The 22,891-nt window shown below is 59.9% G+C and carries 16 protein-coding genes and 1 pseudogene; 8 read left to right on the plus strand and 9 right to left on the minus strand.

Annotated features, from left to right (window positions below; all coding sequences use genetic code 11):
• Positions 1 to 117: 117 nt before the first annotated feature.
• The 3 genes from QOL84_RS19685 to uvrD form a co-directional block, all read right to left on the minus strand.
• A complete protein-coding gene (locus QOL84_RS19685) occupies positions 118 to 993 on the minus strand; it encodes a Tim44 domain-containing protein (RefSeq protein WP_283438270.1) in 876 nt (291 codons plus the stop codon).
• 176 nt (positions 994 to 1,169) lie between these two features.
• A complete protein-coding gene (locus QOL84_RS19690; protein ID WP_016984014.1) occupies positions 1,170 to 1,610 on the minus strand; it encodes an EamA family transporter in 441 nt (146 codons plus the stop codon).
• A gap of 115 nt (positions 1,611 to 1,725) precedes the next feature.
• Complete coding sequence (gene uvrD, locus QOL84_RS19695) at positions 1,726 to 3,909, minus strand: DNA helicase II (RefSeq protein ID WP_283438271.1); 2,184 nt, start codon at positions 3,907 to 3,909, stop codon at positions 1,726 to 1,728.
• A gap of 257 nt (positions 3,910 to 4,166) precedes the next feature.
• Here uvrD and QOL84_RS19700 point away from each other — a divergent pair, with 257 nt between their 5' ends.
• The 3 genes from QOL84_RS19700 (at position 4,167) to QOL84_RS19710 (ending at position 8,387) form a co-directional block, all read left to right on the plus strand.
• Entirely contained in the window at positions 4,167 to 7,037 is a 2,871-nt protein-coding gene (locus tag QOL84_RS19700) for a putative bifunctional diguanylate cyclase/phosphodiesterase (protein ID WP_283438272.1), read from the plus strand.
• 127 nt (positions 7,038 to 7,164) lie between these two features.
• Complete coding sequence (gene hexR / locus QOL84_RS19705) at positions 7,165 to 8,031, plus strand: transcriptional regulator HexR (protein WP_007912071.1); 867 nt, start codon at positions 7,165 to 7,167, stop codon at positions 8,029 to 8,031.
• Positions 8,032 to 8,183: 152 nt separating this feature from the next.
• Positions 8,184 to 8,387 (plus strand): PA3496 family putative envelope integrity protein, encoded by a 204-nt coding sequence (locus QOL84_RS19710; protein ID WP_093429603.1) that lies wholly within the window; start codon positions 8,184 to 8,186, stop codon positions 8,385 to 8,387.
• On the opposite strand, the gene QOL84_RS19715 is transcribed toward QOL84_RS19710, so the two are convergent.
• Positions 8,329 to 9,291, minus strand: coding sequence for a LysR family transcriptional regulator (locus tag QOL84_RS19715; protein WP_283438273.1), 963 nt, complete (start codon positions 9,289 to 9,291; stop codon positions 8,329 to 8,331). The genes QOL84_RS19710 and QOL84_RS19715 overlap by 59 nt on opposite strands.
• A gap of 190 nt (positions 9,292 to 9,481) precedes the next feature.
• On the opposite strand from QOL84_RS19715, the gene QOL84_RS19720 reads away from it, so the two are divergent.
• Both QOL84_RS19720 and oadA read left to right on the plus strand, forming a co-directional pair.
• Positions 9,482 to 10,897, plus strand: coding sequence for an acetyl-CoA carboxylase biotin carboxylase subunit (locus QOL84_RS19720; protein ID WP_053125176.1), 1,416 nt, complete (start codon positions 9,482 to 9,484; stop codon positions 10,895 to 10,897).
• A 101-nt stretch (positions 10,898 to 10,998) separates the two neighbouring features.
• On the plus strand, positions 10,999 to 12,807 hold the full coding sequence (gene oadA / locus QOL84_RS19725) for a sodium-extruding oxaloacetate decarboxylase subunit alpha (protein ID WP_283438274.1): 1,809 nt from the start codon (positions 10,999 to 11,001) through the stop codon (positions 12,805 to 12,807).
• A gap of 179 nt (positions 12,808 to 12,986) precedes the next feature.
• Here the strand turns inward: oadA and QOL84_RS19730 are convergent, their stop codons facing one another.
• Both QOL84_RS19730 and QOL84_RS19735 read right to left on the minus strand, forming a co-directional pair.
• Positions 12,987 to 14,432: an autotransporter outer membrane beta-barrel domain-containing protein gene (locus QOL84_RS19730; RefSeq protein ID WP_346772242.1), complete on the minus strand. Its 1,446-nt coding sequence runs from the start codon at positions 14,430 to 14,432 to the stop codon at positions 12,987 to 12,989.
• 199 nt (positions 14,433 to 14,631) lie between these two features.
• A pseudogene (locus QOL84_RS19735) lies at positions 14,632 to 17,589 on the minus strand (autotransporter outer membrane beta-barrel domain-containing protein).
• Positions 17,590 to 17,817: 228 nt separating this feature from the next.
• Here QOL84_RS19735 and QOL84_RS19740 point away from each other — a divergent pair.
• Both QOL84_RS19740 and QOL84_RS19745 read left to right on the plus strand, forming a co-directional pair.
• Complete coding sequence (locus QOL84_RS19740; RefSeq protein ID WP_283438276.1) at positions 17,818 to 19,170, plus strand: type II toxin-antitoxin system HipA family toxin; 1,353 nt, start codon at positions 17,818 to 17,820, stop codon at positions 19,168 to 19,170.
• A complete protein-coding gene (locus tag QOL84_RS19745) occupies positions 19,167 to 19,463 on the plus strand; it encodes a helix-turn-helix domain-containing protein (RefSeq protein ID WP_283438277.1) in 297 nt (98 codons plus the stop codon). The genes QOL84_RS19740 and QOL84_RS19745 overlap by 4 nt, the downstream gene beginning before the upstream one ends.
• Here the strand turns inward: QOL84_RS19745 and QOL84_RS19750 are convergent, their stop codons facing one another.
• From QOL84_RS19750 to QOL84_RS19760, 3 genes are read right to left on the minus strand one after another with little or no spacing between them, the layout of a single operon-like run.
• Entirely contained in the window at positions 19,464 to 20,141 is a 678-nt protein-coding gene (locus QOL84_RS19750; protein ID WP_283438278.1) for a GNAT family N-acetyltransferase, read from the minus strand.
• Positions 20,142 to 20,153: 12 nt separating this feature from the next.
• Complete coding sequence (locus QOL84_RS19755) at positions 20,154 to 20,600, minus strand: GNAT family N-acetyltransferase (protein ID WP_283438279.1); 447 nt, start codon at positions 20,598 to 20,600, stop codon at positions 20,154 to 20,156.
• Positions 20,601 to 20,610: 10 nt separating this feature from the next.
• Positions 20,611 to 21,234 carry an FMN-binding negative transcriptional regulator gene (locus tag QOL84_RS19760; protein WP_283438280.1) on the minus strand — a complete coding sequence of 208 codons (624 nt, stop codon included), beginning with the start codon at positions 21,232 to 21,234 and terminating at the stop codon, positions 20,611 to 20,613.
• 92 nt (positions 21,235 to 21,326) lie between these two features.
• Here QOL84_RS19760 and pdxR point away from each other — a divergent pair, with 92 nt between their 5' ends.
• The gene (pdxR, locus tag QOL84_RS19765; RefSeq protein ID WP_283438281.1) at positions 21,327 to 22,880 is read left to right on the plus strand and encodes a MocR-like pyridoxine biosynthesis transcription factor PdxR; all 1,554 of its coding nucleotides are present in this window, start codon (positions 21,327 to 21,329) and stop codon (positions 22,878 to 22,880) included.
• Positions 22,881 to 22,891 lie beyond the last annotated feature (11 nt).

Consider the following 22,891-nt stretch of genomic DNA (forward strand, 5'->3'; position numbering starts at 1 on the left):
ATGGCGCGGTTTATATGGGCCGGTTTATACAGTAGCTCGCTATAGATGCAACCGCGAAATAGAAAACCCCAGCCGAGGCTGGGGTTTTTATTACAGCAAGTTAAGCGCGCGAGGGGATCAGCCGTTCTGGCGGATACCGGCGACCAGCCAAGGCTGGTTCTCGCCCTGCGGACGTTCCATGTTCCAGCTTTCGCTGAACGCTTCGCCCTGGTCGAAGCGCGAGGACTTCGACACACCGTTGAAGGTCAGGGTGGCAATGGTCTTGTCGGCACGGTCATCGACGCCATCCAGTTGCACCTGGAGGTTGTCGATGTAGGTCGATTGGAACGCGTCGCCCAGATCCGCACGCTCACGCTTGAGGAACTCGAGCATTTGCGGGGTGACGAACTCGGCGATCTTGTCCATTTCGTTGGCGTCCCAGTGCTGCTGCAGCGACTGGAAGTGGCTGCGTGCGGCTTCAAGGAAGCTCTGCTCGTTGAACCAGGCCGGTGCGTTGATCACCGGACGGGCGGCAACAGGTGCCGCCGAACCACCGAAGATCGAACCCATGGCCGCAGGCTTCTGCTCGAACACTTCACGCTGCATCGGCGCGCCGGCCGGAGCGAACTGCTCCTGCTGCTTGCGTCGACGAGCGGCGATGAAGCGGAAGATCACGAACGCGATCACGGCCATGATCAGGATGTCGAAGATCTGCATGCCCTGGAAGCCGCCGCCCATGAACATTGAAGCAAGCAGGCCACCAGCGGCGATGCCGGCCAGAGGGCCGAGCCATTTCGAAGCACCGCCGGCCTTGGCCGCAGCGCCTGCGGCACCGGCAGCACCAGCGGTCGCAGCAGCGCCGCCCATGCCTGGAGAAGAAGGAGCCATCTGGCTGGTCTGGTGCGTCGGCGCAGCGCCGGCGCTTTTGCCACCACCAAAGCGCTTGGCGTTGGCGTCGAGGCTCATCGTCAGGCCGATGCACAACGCCATGGCGATGCTAAGAAAACGTTTCATAAAGGGAATTCCCGTTTGTGGAGACACGCGCGCCATGTTGCACAGCTGAAGTGTTACTGGCTAGCGAGAGAGTGTTTCGGGCTTTTGCCTGACAGGTTGCGTTCAGCTTCGTCGAGGCAATAAGGCTGTGTACTTTTGGCTGTAGGAAAGTGGGACAGGTTCAGTGCGAATTCGCCTTAGCGACGAAACGCCAGCATCACCACACCGGCCGTGATCAGGCCGATGCCGCCCCATTGGCGCAGGTCGAGTTTCTCACCCAGCAGGATCACGCCAAGCACCGCCACCAGCACCACGCTGAGCTTGTCTACCGGTGCGACCAGCGAAGCAGGGCCGACTTTCAGCGCGCGGAAATAGCACAGCCACGACGCGCCCGTGCCCAGTCCGGACAACAACAGGAACAGGTAGCTCTTGGCGGAGATCGATCCCAATGACTGATATTGGCCCGTGGCGTACAAAATCAAGGCCAGGCTGACCAGTACCACGATGGTGCGCAACAGCGTGGCGAAGTCGGAATTGACGTTTTCGATGCCGACTTTGGCGAAGATCGCCGTCAATGCGGCGAAAGTGGCCGAGAGCAAGGCCCAGAATGTCCAGGAGGAAAAGAAGCCTGAGCCCATTTGCACTGCCCTGTTCCGGGTGGGTTTAGATCAAGAGATCGCGGCCTTCGGCAGCTCCTGCAGATACACACAATCCCCTGTAGGAGTTGCCGAAGGCTGCGATCTTTTTTCGCTTTTAGATAGCTTCCAGCTTGGCGTAACCGAGCATCAGCCACTTGCTGCCTTCGCTGAAATTCACCTGCACCCGCGCCTGCGCACCCGCACCCTCGAAGTTGAGGATCACGCCATCACCAAAGATCGAATGGCGTACCGCCTGACCAAGACTGAAACCCGTTTCCGGAATTTCGCTGCCGCTGAACAGGTTGCTGCCGCTCATCGACTGGTTACCGCCGAACGGACGGCTGACGCTGTTCGACAAACGCACTTCCTGAATCAGGCCTTTCGGTACCTCGCGTACGAAACGCGAGACCTTGTTGTAGGTTTCGCTGCCATAAAGGCGACGGGTTTCAGCGTAGGTCATCACCAGATTCTGCATCGCCCGGGTGATGCCGACGTAGGCCAGACGCCGCTCTTCCTCAAGACGGCCCGGTTCTTCCAGGCTCATCTTGTGCGGGAACAAGCCTTCTTCCATGCCCACGAGGAACACGTAAGGGAATTCCAGACCTTTGGCGCTGTGCAGGGTCATCAACTGAATGCTGTCTTCGTGCTCGTCGGCCTGGGTGTCGCCGGCCTCCAGTGAAGCGTGGCCGAGGAATGCCGCCAGTGGCGTCAGCTCTTCGTCTTCTTCGTTGTTCTCGAAGTTGCGCGCAGCGCTGACCAGTTCCTCAAGGTTTTCTACCCGAGCCTGGCCTTTCTCGCCTTTTTCCGCTTCGTGATAAGCAATGAGGCCGGATTGCTCGATGACGGTCTGCGTCATCAAGTGCAGCGGCATCTCCATGCACTTGGCTGCGAGGTTCTCGATCAGCTCGATAAACGCGCCCAACGCACCCGCTGCACGACCGGTCAGGCCTTTATTGGCGACCAGCAGGCGCATCGCTTCCCACATCGACACATCGCTGTGGCGCGCGTGCTCGCGAATCGCCTCGACGGTTTTCTCGCCGATGCCACGGGCCGGGACGTTGATCACTCGCTCCAGCGCCGCATCGTTGCCGCGACCTTCGAGCAAACGCAGGTACGCCATGGCGTTCTTGATTTCCGCGCGTTCGAAGAAGCGCTGACCACCATAGATGCGGTACGGAATGCGTTCACGCAGCAAGGCTTCTTCCAGAACGCGTGATTGGGCATTGGAGCGGTACAGAATCGCGATATCGCTGCGAGCCAAGCCGGTTTTCAGTGCGCTTTCGATGGTTTCGACAACGTAGCGTGCTTCGTCGTGTTCGTTGAACGCGGCGTACAGATTGATTGCTTCGCCATCACCGCCGTCGGTCCACAGCTCTTTGCCGAGGCGTCCGGTGTTGTTGGCGATCAGGGCGTTGGCTGCCTTGAGGATGCCGGCGGTGGAGCGGTAATTCTGCTCCAGACGAATGGTCACCGAATCGGCGAAGTCCGACGAGTACTGATGAATGTTCTCGATCTTCGCGCCGCGCCAGCCGTAAATCGACTGATCGTCGTCGCCAACCACCATCAGGCTGTCGCCGCCCTTGCCGAGCAGACGCAACCAGGCGTACTGCACGGCGTTGGTGTCCTGGAACTCGTCCACCAGAATATGGCGGAAGCGCTTTTGATAATGCGCCAGCAAGCCCGGGTGATCGCGCCACAGGTCGAGGGCGCGCAGCAGCAATTCGGAGAAATCGATAACGCCGGCACGCAGACACGCAGCCTCGTAGGCTTCGTAGATGCCGCGCATGGTCGCCAGGTACAGATCGCCGCTGGCCTGAATGTGTTGCGGACGCAGACCTTCGTCTTTCTGCCCGTTGATGAACCATTGCGCCTGGCGCGCCGGCCAGCGTTGCTCGTCGAGACCGAGCTCGCGGATCACCCGCTTGACCAGGCGTTGCTGGTCGTCGCTGTCGAGAATCTGGAATGTCTGGCTCAAGCCCGCTTCCTGCCAGTGCGCCCGCAACAAGCGGTGTGCGAGGCCGTGGAAGGTGCCGACCCACATGCCGGCCGGGTTGATCCCCAGCAACTGCTCGATGCGATGACGCATCTCGGCAGCGGCCTTGTTGGTGAAGGTCACCGACAGAATGGAGTGGGGCGAGGCGTTTTCGACCTGGATCAACCAGGCGATACGGTGCACCAGCACTCGGGTTTTACCGGAGCCAGCACCGGCCAGGACCAACTGACGGCCAACGGGGGCTGCTACGGCCTGGCGTTGGGCATCGTTGAGGGAGTTCAGCAGAAGGGAGAGATCATCGCGCATCGGGGCATTCTAGGGTGCGCCGCGGGCCCGGGCAAACCGAGCTTTGCATTAGCCGATGAAACTCCCGTCGATGACGACCGGTCGGTCACCGGCGACAGGCGTTGGCCCGCTTGGCTCTGCGGGTTTCAGCGGTGCCTGAGGGGGGAAAAGTTTTGCGCAAATTATGATCTGGAGCAGTTTGGCAACGGGATCGGCTTGTGTATGCTCCGTCCACGTTTCGGGCGCACGCCCTCCTTATAAGAACAAGAACGTTGCCCATGACCCTCAGCTCCGAACTGTCGGGCCCCTCTGTGGAACCCCGGGTTGTCCGCAAGCGCTACGCCACCGAAATGGCGGTCGAGCGCACGCGCCTGCTGTATCAGGGCTCGTTGTTGCCCACACTTTTCATGTTGATCAATGGTCTGGTCTGCGCCGCTCTGCTCTGGAGCCCGCAGCGCTACTTCGTGGTCAGCGTCTGGCTGGTGTGGTTGCTGTCGCTGGTCGCATTGCGTGTGATCCAGGTCGCAGCGTTCGATTCGGCAATCCCCGATCGCCAGGCCCAGCCGATCTGGTTTCGCATGTTCCTGCTCGGCTCGACCATGACCGGCCTGACCCTCGCTGGCGCCGGTATCGCGCTGGTGCCTGCCGACAACTTCATGCAACAAGCCTGGGTGTTCGGTCTGATCGGCGCCGCAACGCTGTCGGCCAGTGTTGCCTATGCGGTGAGCCTGCCGGCGTTTCTGTCGTTTACCTTGCCGTGCCTGTTGCCGGCGATCGGCTTTCTCTTTTGGGGCGGCGACGAACAGGCACGCGGTTGGGGCTGGCTCGGGCTGATTTTGCTCGGCTCGCTGAGCGTGGTGGCGTGGCAGGTCAATCGCCTGATTGATCGCGGCTTGCTGCGGCGCTTTCAGAATCAGCACCTGATCGAACACTTGCAGCACACCCAGTCGCGCAGCGAGCAGCTCAATCAGGAACTGGCGAAGGAAATCGAACATCGACGTTGCGCCGAGGGCAAGCTGCGCGAAGCGCAGGTCGAACTCGAACACCGCGTCGCCCAGCGCAGTCGCGAACTGGACGCGGCCAATCAGGCCCTGAGCAAAAGCGAGGCGCGCCTGGCGCTGGCATTGAAAGCCAGCGAACTGGGCTTGTGGGACTGGAACCTGCAAACCGACGAAGTTCACCACACGCAGATTCAGGAGTTGTTCGGTCTTGCGCCGGAATATGTCACGGCGCTGCTGCGCGACCTCAAACCGCGACTGCACCCGGAGGACGTGCCAACCCTCAAACACGCACTGATCGAGCATTTGAAGGGCCGCACCGAGGATTATCAGATCGAGTACCGCGTGCGTCATGGCGATGGCCATTGGGTGTGGATCGAAGACCGTGGTCGTGCGGTAGAGCGCAGCGACAACGGACGGGTGATCCGCATGGTGGGCACCCGGCGCGACATCAGTGCCAGCAAAAGCCTCGAAGAACAGCAGCGCCTGGCGGCGACGGTGTTTGAAGCGGCCAGCGAAGGCATCGTCATTCTCGACCCGAACTATGCGTTGATCGCGATCAATCAGGCGTTCAGCCGCGTCACCGGTTACGACATCGACGACATGCTCGGGCGCAATGTTGTGGAGTTGCCGTGCAGCCGCGATGCACGCCGTCATTACGTCGCCATTCGCCACGCGCTGGAACAGCACGGCAGTTGGCAGGGCGAACTGGTGGAAACCCGCAAAAACGGCGAGCTCTATCCGCAGTGGCTGCAACTGAATGCAGTGCGCGATAGTCGCGGCAATGTCAGTCACATCGTCGGCTTCTTCGCCGATCTGTCGGCGCGGCGCGAATCCGAAGAGCGCATGCGTTACCTGACCCATTACGACGAACTCACCGGGCTCGCCAACCGTTCGTTGTTCCGCGAACGTCTGCACGAAGCACATCAGCGTTCGCGTCAGGGCCGGCGCAGCCTGGCGTTGCTGCACATCAATCTCGATCGCTTCAAGTTGCTCAACGACAGCCTCGGTCACGAAGTTGCTGACCAGTTACTGCAGAAAATGGCGCGCCGACTGGTTAACGCCTTGCCGGAGGCCGACACCATCGCGCGCTTGTCCGGTGATGAGTTCGCAGTGTTGTTCGATGCCTACGGCAACCTGTCGAGTCTGGCCCGGGTCGCTACGCGCTTGTCGAGCAAGCTGCGCTTGCCGCTGACCGTCGAAGGACATGAATTGGTGGTCAGCGCCTCAATGGGCATCAGCATGCTGCCGGACAACGCCCGGGAAATTTCCGCGCTGGTCAGCCAGTCGAACATGGCCATGCAACATGCCAAGCACCTCGGCGGCAACAACTTCCAGTTCTACACAGAGAGTTTGCAGGCTAGCACCCTTGAACGCTTGCAGCTGGAAAACCAGCTGCGCAAAGCCATCGAAGACAAGCAGCTTAAAGTGTTCTATCAACCGAAGCTGTGCCTGGAGAGCGGGCGCTTGAATGCGGCGGAAGCGCTGGTGCGCTGGGATCATCCGACCATGGGCCGGGTGCCGCCGGGGGATTTCATCGGGCTGGCCGAGGAAACCGGTCTGATCGGGCCGATCGGCGAATTCGTCTTGCGTCAGGCGTGCTGGCAGGCGTGCGAATGGCAGCGCCAAGGCCTGGCGCCGATCCGCGTTTCGGTGAACCTGTCGGTGCACCAGTTGCGTCAGGGCAAACTCGTCAGTCTGGTGCGGCAAGTGCTGGAAGAAACCGGGCTGGCGCCGCACTACCTGGAACTGGAATTGACCGAAAGCCAGTTGCTCGACAGCGTCGAGCACATCATCGCGACGTTCCAGCAATTGCGCGATCTTGGCGTGAAACTGGCCATCGACGACTTCGGTACCGGCTATTCGTCATTGAGTTACCTCAAGCGGATTCCGGTGGATTACGTGAAGATCGATCAGGCGTTCATTCGCGGGCTGGGTGAAGGCAGTGAAGACGCGGCGATCACTCGCGCGATCATTGCCATGGCTCACGGACTGTCGCTGAAAGTGGTGGCTGAAGGCGTCGAGCGGCAGGATCAGCTGGAATTCCTGCGTGCCGAACGTTGCGATGAAGTGCAGGGTTATCTGATCAGTCGGCCGGTGGAGGCGACTGCTCTGGCCGGGCTTTTGCGTAATCAGGAAAAACCGCTTTAAGGGCTACATGCACCTCATCGCGCCTGATATGGGGACATCGAGTTACGCATTGAGCAGGCAAAAAGCCAATTCATGTAGTATAACTACAAGCGTGCTACATCCTTGCCCATAAGAAGAGTCCAGCCCCTTGAATCTGCTGCAACACATCGCCCAGTCACGTCACCTGTTACGCAAGTCGGAGCTCAAGGTCGCCGACCACGTGCTGCTTGACCCTGCGGCGGTGATGCACAGTTCCATGGCCGACCTGGCCCATAGCGTCGGCATCAGCGAGCCGACCATCGTGCGCTTCTGTCGCGCCATCGGTTGCTCCGGTTTTCAGGATCTCAAGCTCAAACTGGCGCAAAGCCTGGCCGCCGGTGCCAGCTTCGGCCAGTTCGCGATCCATGAGGACGACTCGGTCGCCGACTACAGCCTGAAGATTTTCGACACCACGTTGCACACGTTGATGGAGGTTCGCGAGAAGCTCGATCCGGTTGAGTTGCAGCGCGCGGTGACGTTGATGTCGCAAGCGCAGCGTGTCGAGTTCTACGGCTTCGGCGCATCCGGCGCGGTGGCGGCGGATGCCCAGCACAAGTTCTTTCGTTTGCTGCTGACGGCGGCGGCGTATTCCGATCCGCACATGCAGGCGATGTCGGCGGTGACGTTGAAGCCGACCGATGTGGCGATCTGCATTTCGCAGTCGGGGCGTTCCAAGGATTTGCTGATCACCGCCAATCTGGTGCGCGAGAGCGGCGCTTCGCTGATTACCCTGTGCCCGAGCCAGACGCCATTGGCCGAACTGTCGACCGTGAATCTGGCGATCGATGTGCATGAAGACACCGAAATCTATACACCGCTGACTTCGCGTATCGCCCACCTGGTGGTGATCGATGTGCTGGCGATGGGCGTGGCGATGGCGCGTGGGCCGAGTCTGGTTAATCACCTCAAGAGCGTGAAGCGCAGCCTGCGCAGCTTGCGCTTGTCCCCAAAGGCCGCCAAAGCTCTGGATGATTAAGATCAAAAGATCGCAGCCTTCGGCAGCTCCTACACGGTCAATGTAGGAGCTGCCGAAGGCTGCGATCTTTTGCTTCACGACGGTTACTTTCATCAAACCGTCATCCCTCGCGCCTATCGTGAAACTCCCGTCATCGCCTTGGGAGACTCGAAATGGCTCAGCCCTACGAAGAACGCAACAGCGCCGCGAAAACCCGTCGTCAGCAAGAAGACCAGCGCCGCATGGAATTCCGTCGCGCTATCGAAGATCGCTTCGAACTTCGCCAGCTTCAGGCCGAAATCGGCGACTTTCCCGAGATCAATCACTGGCAGGCAGCACCGGCAGCTTCCCGTCGAAGCGCTCAACCAACGCGCTGATCTGCACACGTTCGCTGCGAATAAACGCCAGGAAGGCGTGCGCCACCGGTGACAGGCGTTTCGCCTTGGCTTGCACCAGGCACCAGCTACGCAGCAGCGGCAGTTCTTCGATCGGCAGCTCCACCAGTCCGCCGGTCGCCAGCTCTAGGTTCAGGGCGTGGCGCGTCAACAGCGCCAGGCCCAGACCCGCCGCCACGCATTCGCGCTGAGCTTCGGCCGAGGCCACTTCCTGGGTCTGGGTGAAGTGCACGCGCTTCTCTTTGAAATACTCTTCGCAAGCCAGTCGCGTACCCGAGCCGGGCTCGCGGATCAGCAGCGTGTAGGGTTCCAGATCCTGCAAGCGCAGCGGGCCCATGTGTGCCAATGGATGATCCGGGCGCGCCACGGCAACAATCGGGTTGTTGAGGAACGGCAGGAATTCCAGGCCCATGTCCTGCGGCACCATCGACATGATCACCAGATCGTCGCGATTGTCCGAAAGCCGTCGAATCACTTGGCCGCGGTTGACCACGGTCAGTTGCAGATTGACTTCCGGGTGCTGGCGCTTGAACGCTGCGAACAAATGCGGGACGAAATATTTGGCACTGGATTCCACCGCCAGTTTCAGCTGACCTTGCAGTGATCCCTGCATGTCCGACAGCTGCATATCGAGGTTTTCCAGACGGCCGAAAATGTCTCGGCTGGCACGCTGAAGTGCTTCAGCGGCTTCGGTCATGTAGAGTTTTTTGCCGACATAATCGAATAATGGCTGCCCGATCAGCTCTTCGAGCTGGCGAATCTGCAGGCTTACGGCCGGTTGCGTGAGAGACATTTCCTCGGCTGCGCGGCTGTAAGAGCGTAAATCACACACTTCGTTGAAGATCTGCAATTGACGCAATGTCATACGCATCAAGGACTTACGCATTTTTTATAGGCTCTGACGGCTGGCTGATGTTTCAACTATAAGTCTTTACTTATGCCTGACCCAATTTTTATTCATTTTTGTTAATCCCTCATGAGCGCTAGTGTGGACCTGCGACTAAATTGAAACATTTGGTCACGCGTCGACCTGGGTCTAGCAGGTCGTGGTGCCACCGGCTCAAGGGAACCTCCAAGTGATAACAAAGATCCTGATCGCCAACCGTGGTGAGATTGCCGTACGAATCGTGCGAGCCTGCGCCGAAATGGGCATTCGCTCGGTTGCGATTTTTTCCGACGCCGACCGTCATGCGTTGCATGTGAAGCGTGCGGACGAGGCCCACAGCATCGGTGCCGAGCCACTGGCCGGTTACCTCAACCCGCGCAAGCTGGTGAACCTGGCGGTAGAAACCGGCTGCGATGCCCTGCACCCGGGCTACGGTTTTCTCTCGGAAAACGCTGAGCTGGCAGACATCTGCGCCGAACGCGGAATCAAATTCATTGGCCCGTCGGCGGAAGTCATTCGCCGCATGGGCGACAAGACCGAAGCGCGCCGCAGCATGATCAAGGCCGGCGTACCGGTGACGCCGGGCACCGAAGGCAACGTGGCCGACATCGAAGAAGCCTTGGTCGAGGGCGACCGCATCGGTTACCCGGTCATGCTCAAGGCCACCTCCGGTGGTGGCGGTCGTGGCATCCGTCGCTGCAACAGCCGTGAAGAACTCGAACAGAATTTCCCTCGGGTGATTTCCGAAGCGACCAAGGCCTTCGGTTCTGCCGAAGTGTTCCTGGAAAAATGCATCGTCAATCCCAAGCACATCGAAGCGCAGATTCTCGGCGACAGCTTCGGCAACGTCGTGCACCTGTTCGAGCGTGATTGCTCGATCCAGCGTCGCAACCAGAAGCTCATCGAAATCGCCCCGAGCCCGCAACTGACCCCGGAACAGCGCGCCTACATCGGCGACCTGTCGGTGCGTGCGGCCAAGGCGGTGGGTTACGAGAATGCCGGCACCGTGGAGTTCCTGCTCGCCGAGGGCGAGGTGTACTTCATGGAGATGAACACCCGGGTGCAGGTGGAACACACCATCACCGAAGAGATCACCGGGATCGACATCGTCCGCGAACAGATTCGCATCGCCTCCGGCCTGCCGTTGTCGGTGAAACAGGAAGACATTCAGCACCGTGGTTTCGCCTTGCAGTTCCGCATCAACGCCGAAGACCCGAAGAACAACTTCCTGCCGAGCTTCGGCAAGATCACCCGTTACTACGCCCCCGGCGGTCCGGGCGTGCGCACCGATACTGCGATCTACACCGGCTACACCATTCCGCCGTTCTACGACTCGATGTGCCTGAAACTGGTGGTCTGGGCACTGACTTGGGAAGAGGCGATGGACCGTGGCCTGCGAGCGCTGGATGACATGCGTCTGCAGGGCGTGAAGACCACCGCCGCGTACTACCAGGAAATCCTGCGCAATCCGGAATTCCGTAGCGGCCAGTTCAATACCAGCTTCGTTGAAAGCCACCCGGAACTGACCAACTACTCGATCAAGCGCAAACCCGAAGAGCTGGCCCTGGCCATCGCCGCCGCCATCGCCGCCCACGCAGGCCTATGAATGAAACAGCTGCGAGCTTTTAGCTGCAAGCGGCAAGTTAAAGCAGATTGGCTTTTTCTTGCAGCTTTTAGCTTGAAGCTTGCCGCTATGAGGAGATACCAATGACTAAAAAGATCTTCGTTACCGACACCATCCTGCGCGACGCTCACCAATCGCTGCTCGCCACCCGCATGCGCACCGAAGACATGCTGCCGATCTGCGACAAGCTCGACAAAGTCGGCTACTGGTCGCTGGAATGCTGGGGCGGCGCGACCTTCGACGCCTGCGTCCGCTTCCTCAAAGAAGACCCGTGGGAGCGTCTGCGCCAACTGCGCGCGGCGCTGCCTAACACGCGTCTGCAAATGCTCCTGCGCGGGCAGAACCTGCTGGGCTATCGCCATTACAGCGACGATGTGGTCAAAGCCTTCGTCGCCAAAGCTGCGGTGAATGGCATCGACGTGTTCCGCATCTTCGACGCGATGAACGACGTGCGTAACCTGCGCGTGGCCATCGAAGCGGTGAAAGCGGCTGGCAAACATGCCCAAGGCACCATCGCTTACACCACCAGCCCGGTGCACACCATCGATGCGTTCGTGGCGCAAGCCAAGCAGATGGAAGCCATGGGTTGCGACTCCGTGGCGATCAAGGACATGGCCGGTCTGCTGACCCCGTACGCTACTGGTGAACTGGTACGTGCGCTGAAAGCCGAGCAGTCGCTGCCAGTGTTTATCCACTCGCACGACACGGCCGGTCTGGCGACCATGTGCCAGCTCAAGGCAATCGAAAACGGTGCCGATCACATCGACACCGCGATCTCCAGCTTCGCTTCCGGTACCAGCCACCCAGGCACCGAGTCGATGGTTGCTGCGCTCAAGGGCACCGAGTACGACACCGGTCTGAACCTCGAACTGCTGCAAGAGATCGGCCTGTACTTCTACGCCGTGCGCAAGAAGTACCACCAGTTCGAAAGCGAGTTCACCGCCGTCGACACCCGCGTGCAAGTCAACCAGGTGCCGGGCGGGATGATCTCCAACCTTGCCAACCAGTTGAAAGAGCAGGGCGCGCTGAACCGCATGGGCGAAGTGCTCGCGGAAATCCCGCGCGTGCGTGAAGACCTCGGCTTCCCACCGCTGGTGACACCGACTTCGCAGATCGTCGGCACTCAGGCGTTCTTCAACGTGCTGGCCGGTGAGCGCTACAAAACCATCACCAACGAAGTGAAGCTCTACCTTCAAGGCGGCTACGGCAAGGCGCCGGGCGTGGTCAACGAGAAGCTGCGTCGCCAGGCCATCGGCAGCGAAGAAGTCATCGACGTGCGCCCGGCCGACCTGCTCAAGCCGGAAATGACCAAGCTGCGCGCCGATATCGGCGCACTGGCCAAATCGGAAGAAGACGTGCTGACCTTCGCCATGTTCCCGGACATCGGCCGCAAGTTCCTCGAAGAGCGTGCCGCCGGCACCCTGACGCCTGAAGTGCTGCTGCCGATTCCAGAGGCTGGCGGTGTGACGAAAGCGGGCGGTGAAGGCGTACCGACCGAGTTCGTCATCGATGTCCATGGTGAAACCTACCGCGTCGACATCACCGGTGTTGGCGTCAAGGCGGAAGGCAAACGTCACTTCTACCTGTCCATCGACGGCATGCCGGAAGAAGTGGTGTTCGAACCGCTCAACGAATTCGTCAGTGGCGGCAGCAGCAAGCGCAAGCAAGCCTCGGCACCGGGCCACGTCAGCACCACCATGCCGGGCAACATCGTTGATGTGCTGGTCAAGGAGGGCGACACCGTCAAGGCCGGCCAGGCGGTGCTGATCACCGAAGCGATGAAGATGGAAACCGAAGTCCAGGCCGCCATCGCCGGCAAGGTCACCGCGATTCATGTGGCCAAGGGTGATCGAGTCAACCCGGGCGAAATCCTGATCGAGATCGAAGGCTGAGATAACGGCCGCGATCCAACGTTTTAAACCTCGGGGGGGCATGTGCTCCCCTTTTTTTACTGTGTTTTTTACCCTGTAGGAGCTGCCGCAGGCTGCGATCTTTTGATCTTGGTTGTTATTAATCCAAAACAAGATCAAAAGATCGCAGCCTGCGGCAGCTCCTACAGCGATTGCGTTGGTTAGAACGCCATGCGCCATTGGCCTGTCATTCCGTGAGTTCGGCTTTCAGTGCCCATCTCGCCAGTGAGACCAACGCCTATCGTATGATTTGCCGATAGCCCGAGGTCGAGGCCGGCGTCCACCGACAGGCTGTTTCGATCCAGAGCAGCGCCGGCGATGTCAAAGCGTTTGCCACCTTTTACCAGTTGCTGACGGGTGTCGTTTTCAATCTCGCCAAAGGTGTGTTTCCAGCCGGCACTGAATCGCGGGGTCAGACTCATGCCGTTATCCAGTCTGCCGATTTTCGCCGTGCGAAAGCCCAAGGTGCTGCTGAGGTTGTCACGGGTTTGACCGAAGATTTTCAGTGCGGCATCGCCACCTTTTTCGGTATGGCTGTCGCGTTGATAACGTTGGTAGCCGAGGCCGGCGAACGGTTCGAACACGACGTTGTTGCGCCCCAGGTTGAGCCCCAGTTCGGCGAAGGCTTGTTGGGTGTTGGCGTCGTAATGGCCCTTGAGTCGATCAGTGAAACCGTTGAATGCCACGCGCCGTTTGCTCTCGCCGTCATGGCTGGCATAGGTAGCGCCGAGGCGCAGCGCCAACGGTCCATCCTGGCGCACGGCATAAGCGCCGAGGTGCCAGCTGTCGAGGTCGCCGTCATATTGCCGGGCGTCGAATTGCGTTTGTGATTTCGCGCCGGCCAGACCGACATGCCATTGCTCATTGATACGCCAGTCCGCGCCCATGACCACTCCTTGAGTGGCGTGCGTGAGTGCGCTGTCTGTGTCGCGATCGACCTTGCCGTCCTGGCCCAGCGCCTGAATCCATACGCGTCCGGAGTCTGCAGCAGCTGAGGCGCGACGAGGCGAGTTGCCGGCGCCGTACCGTGCCTCCGGGCGATTATCCAGTTGGCGCATGGCCGAGAGCATGCTGCTGCTCACCGGTGTAACGCTGCTCAATGTGGCTTTGGCGAGGTTGGCGTTGCTGCCGGCCGCGAGTTGTTCGAGTGCCACAGCCGGCGTTGCGTGGTTGCTGTCGAGCAGAGCCGTGATCGCGGAGTTTGCGGGTGCTGCAGGAGGGACCGTTTTCGTCAGTGCGGCGGCTGTCTCGGGTTTCTGAGGTTGTTGAGGTGTTAGTGGTGCAGCGCGCTTTTCCTCAATGCTGTCGGCGAGTTTCTGCGCGTTCTCGCTGATTGGTGTTTCTGTGCGCGACATCCGATCCGGCGCAGGATTACCAGGCGATTGAGGAGCGGCGTGGGTTGTGCCCTGGTCGACTACCTGTTCCTGCGGCGACGATTCGGCAGGAGGTTTGGGTGTTTTTTTACGAGGCTTTTTGGGCTGGTTTTCAACAGCGTTCTCGACGACCTGTGTGTCGGGCTGTTGGGCGCGGGAGACTTCGGTCCATCCCACGGTCAGCGCAAGCGCCAATGCAAGATGGTGAGGGCGAAATGTAGGTTGAGCGAGCATCGAGTCGAGCCTCTTTAGACAGAAGACTCGACTCTATGAGCTTGGCAAAAAATCCGATGTCGGCCGCTTCCCTGAGCATTGCAGGCGATGTCGGATCGTTCTGTGGAAATCTCCCACCAGATCCACAGTGGACGCTTTTAATTGATGTCGGCGTCGCCTTTTCCTACAACCGATCCAGACCGCGCCAACTGTTCAGCTCTCAAAAACTCATCTGCCATTGCCCGATCAATCCGTGATTGCGGCTGTTGCTGCCAATTTCGCCGCTGTAGCCCACGCCCAGGGACTGTCGCGCAGAGATGCCTACGTCCAGCCCCGCTTCCAGCACCAGACTGTCACGATCCAGTGAACTGCCGTCGACGGTGAATGCCGTGCCACCCGTGACAAACGCCTGGCGTGTCGAGCTGCCGAGGTCGCCATAAGTGTGTTTCCAGCCGGCGGTCATGCGCGGTGTCACGCTCATGCCGTTGTCCAGGCTGCTCAGGTGCGCCAGGCGCAGGCCGAAGGTGCTGCTGAAGTTGTCCTGGGTCTGGCTGTCGACGTGCAGAGCCGCGGCGCCGCCTTTTTCCTGATAGCTGTCGCGGTGGTAGCGCTGATAACCGACGCTGGCAAACGGCTCGGCGCTGAGGCGGCCGCTGCCCATGGCGTAGCCGAGTTCGGCGAAGGCTTGCTGGCTGTCGGCGTCGTAGTCGCCTTTGGGCCGATCACTGAAGCCGTTGAAGGCGATGGTGCGTTTGCTTTCACCTTGATGACCGCTGTACGCCGCGCCGAGGCGCAGAGAGATTGGGCCATTCTGACGCAGTGCGTAGACGCCGGCGTGCCAGCTCTCGACGTTGCCATCGACGCCGGTCGCGTCCAGATCGGTTTTCGAATAACCACCGAGAATGCCCAGGCGCCATGCTGAATTCAGCGACCAGTCCGCGCCGAGCACGCTGCCTTTGCTGCGTTGTTCCAGACCACTGCTGCCGTGTTCGCCGTCGAGCTTGCCGTAGCCGCCAATAGCTTGCAGCCAGACCCGGCCGCGAGCATTTGGATCATTCAGATTGCGCGCCTCGGTTGGTACACCATTGGCTGCCAGCACCGGTGTGTCCCGCTGATCGAGGCCAACCATCAGGCCCGGGCTGCCGCCCATTTGTTGCATGGCCGAGAGCATGCTGTTGCCGACCTGGTTGCTGGTGCCAAGTGTGGCGCTGGTCAGGTCTGCGTTGCTCGCGCCGGCCAACTGCTCGATCGCCGCGCCGGCCGTGCTTTGGGTGGTGTTGAGCAAGGCATTGTACAGCGCATTGTTCTTGCTCATGGAGGCGAGACTGTTGGCGGCGTTGCTGGCGTTGCCGGTCGCCGCGAATTGATTGAAGGCGACGTCGTTGCGGGTGTACGTGAGATCGACCTGGGTTGGTGTGTAGGCAAGCGTCGGCGTGAGAAACGCGTAATCGCTGGTGACCTTGCCGAACGTGCCGTTGACCTGCGCGGCCTGCAACACGGTGTATTGGCTCTGCCACGGATAAGTACCGGCGCCGGGATTCACCGCGAGGGTCGCACCGTTCAGATTGGCGATGCCGCCGACCTGCAGCGGCGCGCTGCTGCCATCGGCATTGACGCCGTAGGCGAGCGTGGACGAGTTGCCCATGTTCAAGTCGTGAATGATGGACGCGCGGCCAAGGCCGGTATCGGTGCGCAAGGTGCCGTTGACGTTGAGGCTGCCCACTGAACCGCCACCGGCATACACGCCGCCCGCGTCGACGGTCAGGCTGCCGGCGATGCCGCCCTGGTTGATCAGCGTTGCGCCATTGCGCACGGCGCCGCCGTCGCTGAAATCACCGCTGCCGGTGAGTGTCCACGCACCTTGCCTGACTTCCAGCCATTCGAAGTTGCGACTGGCGCCGAAGCTGCCGCCGGCCACGTCGTCCATCACCACGCGGTCGTAACCGCTGCCGCCATCGACCACGCCGATGAAGCGGCTGCCATTGCGCAAGGTCAGATTGTCGTTGCCGCCGCCCAGGTCCAGCGCCAGGCCGTTGCTGCCGCTGATGGTGCCGCCGTTGATCACGCTGTCGGCGAACTCGCCGACCAGTTTCACGCCGAAACCGTTGAGGCCTTGAATGGTGCCGAAGTTCTCCAGTGTGGTCGCCGCCAGCCCTGAACCGCCGCTGCCATCATCCACCAGAATGGCGCTGTCGGCGCCGCTGATCAGTGCCTTGCTGGCGTTGAGAATGTAACCGCCGCCGAGGGCGATACCTTCACTGCCATTGGCGAAACCGCCCTTGTCCACGCCACCCGCGCCGACACCCTGAATGGTGCCGTAGTTCTCGATGTGAGCGATCTTGTCGATGTCCACGCCATCGCCGTCACCGTTCGCCTGCAAGCCTGAGTAAGCACCGGTGATGGTGCCGTGGTTAATCACGGTGCCATCGCCGTCGGAGCCGAATCCGGAACCATTGCGACCGGTGATCTGCCCGTAGTTGACCAGCGTCGCGCCGAGGTCGGTAGTAATGCCGTGACGGCCGCCGGAAATCACTCCGTAATTGGTCACGCTGACGCCGCTGGCGCTGTCGATATCGATGCCGTCGAACTTCTCGTCGGCGTTGTGCGAGTCACCGGTGGAGATTTCCCCGTAGTTGGTAATGGTCGCGTTGGCGCCGGTCTTCATGCCATCGCTGGCATCGCCGCGAATCAGTCCGCCTGCGCGGTTGATGATGGAGGTCTGCACCCCGTCGCTGCGCACGGCATCCAGGTCCAGACCTTGACCAGTGGTCTAGCGAATCACGCCACTGTTGTCGATCAACAGGCTGCCGCTGACGAAGTTGCTGTCGATGCGCAAAGCATCGTTGGCGCCAAGAATCTGCCCACCGCTGCGATTGTAGATCTTGTAGTTGCGCGCTTGCGTCAGATCCCCGCTGCTGTCGATCGCCCGACCACCACTGGAAACGATTTTGCCAGCGTTATCGATCACCACACCGGCACCGCTGGTTTTGTCTTTCAGGCTGACGGTCTTGCCACTGTTGGTGATGCTGCCCGGCGCAGAAATCGTCAGCGTGTCACTGCCGCCGAGGGTTTGCGCGGTAGTGGTGGCAGTATCGATCTGCACGGTTTTCGCGTGGACGGCGGTCGCTGAGATCAGCAGGGCGATGGCGAGGGACAGACGCTGCGGCGGGAAGGGCACGTGTTGGCGGCCTTTTTGTTATAAGCGGGCCGACCTGTATAGCGAAGGGTTTTTACAGAATGATGTCGATGCTTTATCTGCATTATTTTGCGTTCGGTAGTGCTGAGGAGAACTATATCTGCATTTTGTTGCAGATTTAGTCCTCCTACTGTTGTAAGAGATGCACTATATTGCATCCATGGTTAACAAAATCCATGTTGGAATGCATTTAAATGCAGGTGCAAAGTCATGTACAACCTGACATTACAGATATTCACCGAAGGAAAATGGCGCGACGCCATGATTCTGAGTTTCGACGATCCTGAAAAAGGGTTCGAAAGTCGCTGCAGTTTTGGCTACGAGACGGCATACCTTGTCGAAAATATTGAAGCCGTAAAATCCCCGTTTTCAAATGCTGTGAGTGCGCTGTATCCGTTGGATTGGGAAGGGCGACGTTCCAACACGCCCGCATTTTTATATGACATTGCTCCTGCAGGAGCAGCTAAAAAATTTCTGCTTGCAAGACTGGGGCAAGAGAAACCGGCTGATATTAGCGCTGATCTTTATTTGCTCGGTCGTAGCACCCCGGCCCCCATCGGCAATATGCGCATAAAAGAGTCGGCCGAGGTTGTCGATGAGCGTGAGCCACTTGGATTTAAGCGTGAGGATGTTGTCCTCCGCGACAGCCGTTTTCTTGAATATGCCTATGAGCTGGGCGCGGCGATTGGTGGCGCTACAGGGGCAGGTGGTGAAGCACCGAAGCTGTTGTTGGCTGAGAGCAAGGCCGGTCTTCTGTATCCCGACGCGGTATTGGACGATGAAGAGGTCAGGCAGCACTGGTTTGTAAAGTTTTCCAGAAACAAAGGCGGTGTCATTGATCAAGACATCCTGCGAAGCGAATTCCATTACTACAAGGCGCTGCAGGCACTCGGCATTGAAACGATCGCAGTAGAAGGTTTGGCATTGGAGGAGGCGAGCAAACCGAGTCTGTGGATGCATCGCTTTGATCGCAAAGTCACTAACGGCGAAGTTAGCCGCATTGCTGTTGAATCAATTTACTCAATGGCTGAAGTGACAATACCGGGAAGTGCGATGAACCATATGGATGTCATCCGTATGCTTGCCGGACTCTGGCGCGATGCGGGGCAAGCAGCGCAAATTCCCGAGCTCGTGGCAGATTATTTACGACGAGACCTGATAAACAAAATTCTCGGCAACAATGATAACCACGGTCGAAACATCGCGATCCTGCGTCAGGCCGAATCGTTCCGATTGGCGCCGATTTATGACTTGGCCCCCATGGTTATGGATCCCGAAGGCCTGACGCGCACGACCAAATGGTCGAAAGATCTGGAGCGAGCCGGCGAAGTCGATTGGCGTGGAGTTTGCCGCGCACTGGCTGACATTTCCGATCCAGAAGACCCGTTGGCAGCCTTGGCTGACGCGCCGAACTCTTTTGAGCGCTTGCGTGAAGATGCCCAGCGTCTGGCGGCGCTTCCCGACATATTGATGGCCAGTGGGTTGCCCGACAGAACGATGAACCACCCTGGCATCCACCTGAAAAATCTGGAGCAACGTTTGAAAGAGTGGGATCTGAAATGAGCATGACGGTAGCCGAGCGCACTGTGCTCATCGAAAACATTCAAGAGTCGCTGGCCCAAGGAGCGCTGGAGATTGGCGAAGCCGTTCGCCGTTTACGTGTGGAAGTGACCGGTCTGCATCAGACCCAGTTTGCGAAGATGTGCAAAATTTCAGTTCGTACGCTGGTGCATATCGAACACGGCGAGGGCAATCAGACACTGAAATCGCTCAATGCCGTCTTTCGCCCGTTTGGGTTGGAAATGGGTGTTGTGCGGGTTCGCCAGAGCAATAGGTGGACCCGCACCGCTGTTTGATCAGCTCTTGTTACGGCACTCGACCAACCCTTTCAGCTGGCCGGTCGGGGTCTGGTTTTCATCGCTCAACCAGCGTTCGAAGCCTGCGCCGATTACCGGCCATTCCGAATCCAGAATCGAATACCACGCAGTATCGCGGTTCTGGCCTTTGACCACCATGTGCTGGCGGAACACGCCTTCAAAGCTGAAGCCCAAGCGCTCGGCGGCGTATTTGGAGCGGGCGTTGCCGTTGTTGCATTTCCATTCGAGACGGCGGTAGCCGAGTTCGAAGGCGTATTTGCCCAGCAGGTACACCGCCTCGGTGCTTTTCGGCGAGCGCTGCATCGGCGCACCGAAGGTGACGTGGCCGATTTCGATGCGGCCTTGGGCCGGGACGATTGACATCAGGCTGAGGATACCTTGCACCTGGTTAGTCGCGCGATCGATGACGCTGAAGAAATACGGGTCGCTCGCGGCCGCGTGGTTGTTCAGCCAGTCGTTGAACGCGCTGCGTTGCGGGAACGGGCCATAGGGCAAGTAATCCCAGAGTTTCGGATCGGCACCGGGGCCTTCGAGTGCGGCGAACAGTTCGTCGCCGTGACGCGCCGGGTCGAGTCGTTCCAGACGGATGAAGCGTCCTTCAAGCAGGGTGGCGGTGGGGGCGGGGACGCCTTTCCAGTCGGCCGGTGAAATGCTCATGCGTGCGTCTCCTTAAATGGCTTTGCGAAACTGGATGAAACCCGGGCGCTCGGCGATGCGCTCGTAGAGCTGGATCGCGGTGGCGTTGGTTTCGTGGGTCAGCCAGTGCACTTTGCAGCAGCCGTCAGCCTTGGCCGTGGCGTAGACGTGTTCGATCAGCAGGCGGCCGACGCCGGTGCCACGGGTTTGCTCAGCCACCAGCAAATCCTGCAAGTAGCAGGAGTTTTCGATGCTCCAGTTCGAGCGATGATAGATGTAATGCACCATGCCCACCGCTTTGCCGTCGGCCCAGGCCAATGCCGCGTGGGTCGGTTCGCTCGGGTCGAGAAAACGTTGCCAGGTGCTGTCGGTCACGGCGTCCGGCAGTTCGCCCTTGTAAAAACCCAGGTAGGCCTGCCACAGCGGTAGCCATGCGGCGCGGTCGGCGGCGCTGACCTGGCGAATGTCGATCTGACTCATGGTGATTTCCTTAGCGCATCAATTGGGCGAGGGTTTGGTCGTTGATTTCGGGGCTGACGGCCAGGCCTGCGCGCACGCCGGCAATGTCTGCGGCGCTGCGGTTCTGGCTGAGCTTGCGCTTGCCTTCGAGACGGTCGATGGGAATGGCGAAACCGACGATGGCTTTGAGCATGCCGTCGATGTAATCGGCGGGCGCATCGGCGACTGACCACGGCTGGGCGCGGCCGGCCTCGTGGCGGTCGGTAAGGGTGCTGACGATGTCGAGCAAGCGCCCGCCATCGCTGAAGGTTTCGGCGTGGCCGTAGGCGTGCACGGCGATGTAGTTCCAGGTCGGTACGACTTTGCCGTGTTCGGCTTTGCTCGGGTAGAAACCCGGGCTGACGTAGGCATCGGCACCGGCAAAAATCAGCATGGCCTCGGCGCCATCGCGCAGGTCTTTCCACTGCGGGTTGGCGCGGGCCAGGTGTCCGTACAGCGTGCCGTACTCGCCTTGCTCGCAATGCAGCAGCACCGGCACATGGCTGGCTTGCAGGCCGTTTTCGCCGTGGGTGACGAGAATGGCGAGACGGGTGGCGAGGATCAGTTCGTGCAGTTGGGACAGTTCTTCGATGGCGAAGGCGCGCGGCGTGTACATGGACAGATTTTCCTTGGCGAATGCCTGCATCCTAGGCAGGCTATTGGTCTGTTGTAAGAGCCATTGATGAGTAATTTCATAGGTCCATTGCCATGCTTGAGCAAACTCCTCTTTCGATGCCATTCAATCCGGCCGGAATCGAGCTTGATCGCCGTCAGGGCTTGAGTCGTCAGCTCTATCAGGCTTTGCGCCTGCGCGTGCTGGATGGGCGTCTGGCCAGCGGCACGCGATTACCGGCCAGTCGCGATCTGGCGAAGGCATTGGCCATCTCTCGCAATAGCGTGGTGCGCGCCTACGATCAGCTGTATGCCGAGGGGTTCATCGAAGGGCGAGTAGGGGACGGCACTTACGTTGCGCAATTACCCCAAGCGCCAAGCTCGTCGAAAAAACTATCCACAAAAGTATCCACAGGGTTTTCAACAGGCTTACCCACAGCCTTATCCACAAATTGGCTGGATTTACCTGTTGTTTCATCCAGTAAAGTTATCCACAGCGATACATTTGCGCGCATCGAAAAGAACCATTTGGCCCTGCCGCCGAGTGGTCCCCCGCGTGCTTTTCGGGTCGGTGTGCCAGCCTTTGACCTGTTTCCTTTTGAGGTCTGGGCCAAGCTCAACGCGGCTTTCTGGCGTAAACCGGATTTACAGCAACTGTGTTATGGCGATCCGGCTGGCGACGCGCGATTGCGCGGCATGATCGCGGCCTATTTGCGCAGTTCGCGCGGCATGCAGTGCTCTGCTGAGCAAATTCTGATCACCAGTGGTGCGCAACAGGGCATTAGCCTTTGTGCACAGCTGCTGGTATCGCCGGGCGATGCGGTCGGAATCGAAAATCCGGGGTACCGGGCCGCCGGTCACGCCTTCGCGGTAGCGGGCGGTCGCTTGCACGGTGTACCGGTGGATGAAGAGGGCATCGATTGTCGTGCATTGGCTGAAGTTGCCGATTGTCGGCTGGCCTATGTCACCCCGTCTCACCAGTACCCGACCGGAGTTGTGATGAGCCTGGCGCGCAGGCTGGAGCTGCTCGCCTGGGCTGAGCGCAGCCAAGGCTGGATCATCGAAGACGATTACGACGGCGAGTATCGTTACAGCGGCGCACCACTGGCCCCACTGGCGGCGCTGGATCGTCAGGGCCGTGTGATTTACGTCGGGACATTCGGCAAGGTGGCATTTCCGGCATTGCGTCTGGGGTATCTGGTGTTGCCGGTCGGGCTGGTCGAAGCTTTCGCCAGGCGGCGAGCGGTGGATGTGCGCCATTCCGAGGTGAGCACGCAGGCGGTGATGGCCGAGTTCATGGCCGCTGGGCACTTTCAACGGCACATCCGGCGCATGCGTCGTGCTGCCCTTAGCCGGCGCAACTGCTTGCTGGCGCATTGGCCGGGAAATATCGCCGGCGTTGGCAGCTTGCCGGCGGTAGCCGCAGGCTTGCACCTGACGGTACCGGTGGCGAGCGTTGCCCGCGAACGCGAGCTGATCGCCCTGGCCGAACAGGTGGGTGTCGAGGTCAATGGCCTGAGTAGCTATTGGTTACCCGACTCACCTCGGCCGGCGCAGCAGTGCGCCGGGTTGGTACTGGGTTTCGCCGCGGTGCCGGAGACGCAAATTGAAGCGGCTCTGGCACGCTTGCGCAGTGTCTGGTGGGAGTGACCGCATCTGGG

Origin of the sequence: Pseudomonas helmanticensis, assembly GCF_900182985.1 — a bacterium.
GTDB classification, from domain to species: domain Bacteria; phylum Pseudomonadota; class Gammaproteobacteria; order Pseudomonadales; family Pseudomonadaceae; genus Aquipseudomonas; species Aquipseudomonas helmanticensis.

Coding starts and splice junctions, on each gene's coding strand:
- QOL84_RS19685 (WP_283438270.1), bottom strand. CDS start 993: ATGAAACGTTTTCTTAGCATCGCCATGGCGTTGTGCATCGGCCTGACG.
- QOL84_RS19690 (WP_016984014.1), bottom strand. CDS start 1,610: ATGGGCTCAGGCTTCTTTTCCTCCTGGACATTCTGGGCCTTGCTCTCG.
- uvrD (WP_283438271.1), bottom strand. CDS start 3,909: ATGCGCGATGATCTCTCCCTTCTGCTGAACTCCCTCAACGATGCCCAA.
- QOL84_RS19700 (WP_283438272.1), top strand. CDS start 4,167: ATGACCCTCAGCTCCGAACTGTCGGGCCCCTCTGTGGAACCCCGGGTT.
- QOL84_RS19710 (WP_093429603.1), top strand. CDS start 8,184: ATGGCTCAGCCCTACGAAGAACGCAACAGCGCCGCGAAAACCCGTCGT.
- QOL84_RS19715 (WP_283438273.1), bottom strand. CDS start 9,291: ATGCGTAAGTCCTTGATGCGTATGACATTGCGTCAATTGCAGATCTTC.
- oadA (WP_283438274.1), top strand. CDS start 10,999: ATGACTAAAAAGATCTTCGTTACCGACACCATCCTGCGCGACGCTCAC.
- QOL84_RS19730 (WP_346772242.1), bottom strand. CDS start 14,432: ATGCTCGCTCAACCTACATTTCGCCCTCACCATCTTGCATTGGCGCTT.
- QOL84_RS19740 (WP_283438276.1), top strand. CDS start 17,818: ATGTACAACCTGACATTACAGATATTCACCGAAGGAAAATGGCGCGAC.
- QOL84_RS19745 (WP_283438277.1), top strand. CDS start 19,167: ATGAGCATGACGGTAGCCGAGCGCACTGTGCTCATCGAAAACATTCAA.
- QOL84_RS19750 (WP_283438278.1), bottom strand. CDS start 20,141: ATGAGCATTTCACCGGCCGACTGGAAAGGCGTCCCCGCCCCCACCGCC.
- QOL84_RS19755 (WP_283438279.1), bottom strand. CDS start 20,600: ATGAGTCAGATCGACATTCGCCAGGTCAGCGCCGCCGACCGCGCCGCA.
- QOL84_RS19760 (WP_283438280.1), bottom strand. CDS start 21,234: ATGTACACGCCGCGCGCCTTCGCCATCGAAGAACTGTCCCAACTGCAC.
- pdxR (WP_283438281.1), top strand. CDS start 21,327: ATGCTTGAGCAAACTCCTCTTTCGATGCCATTCAATCCGGCCGGAATC.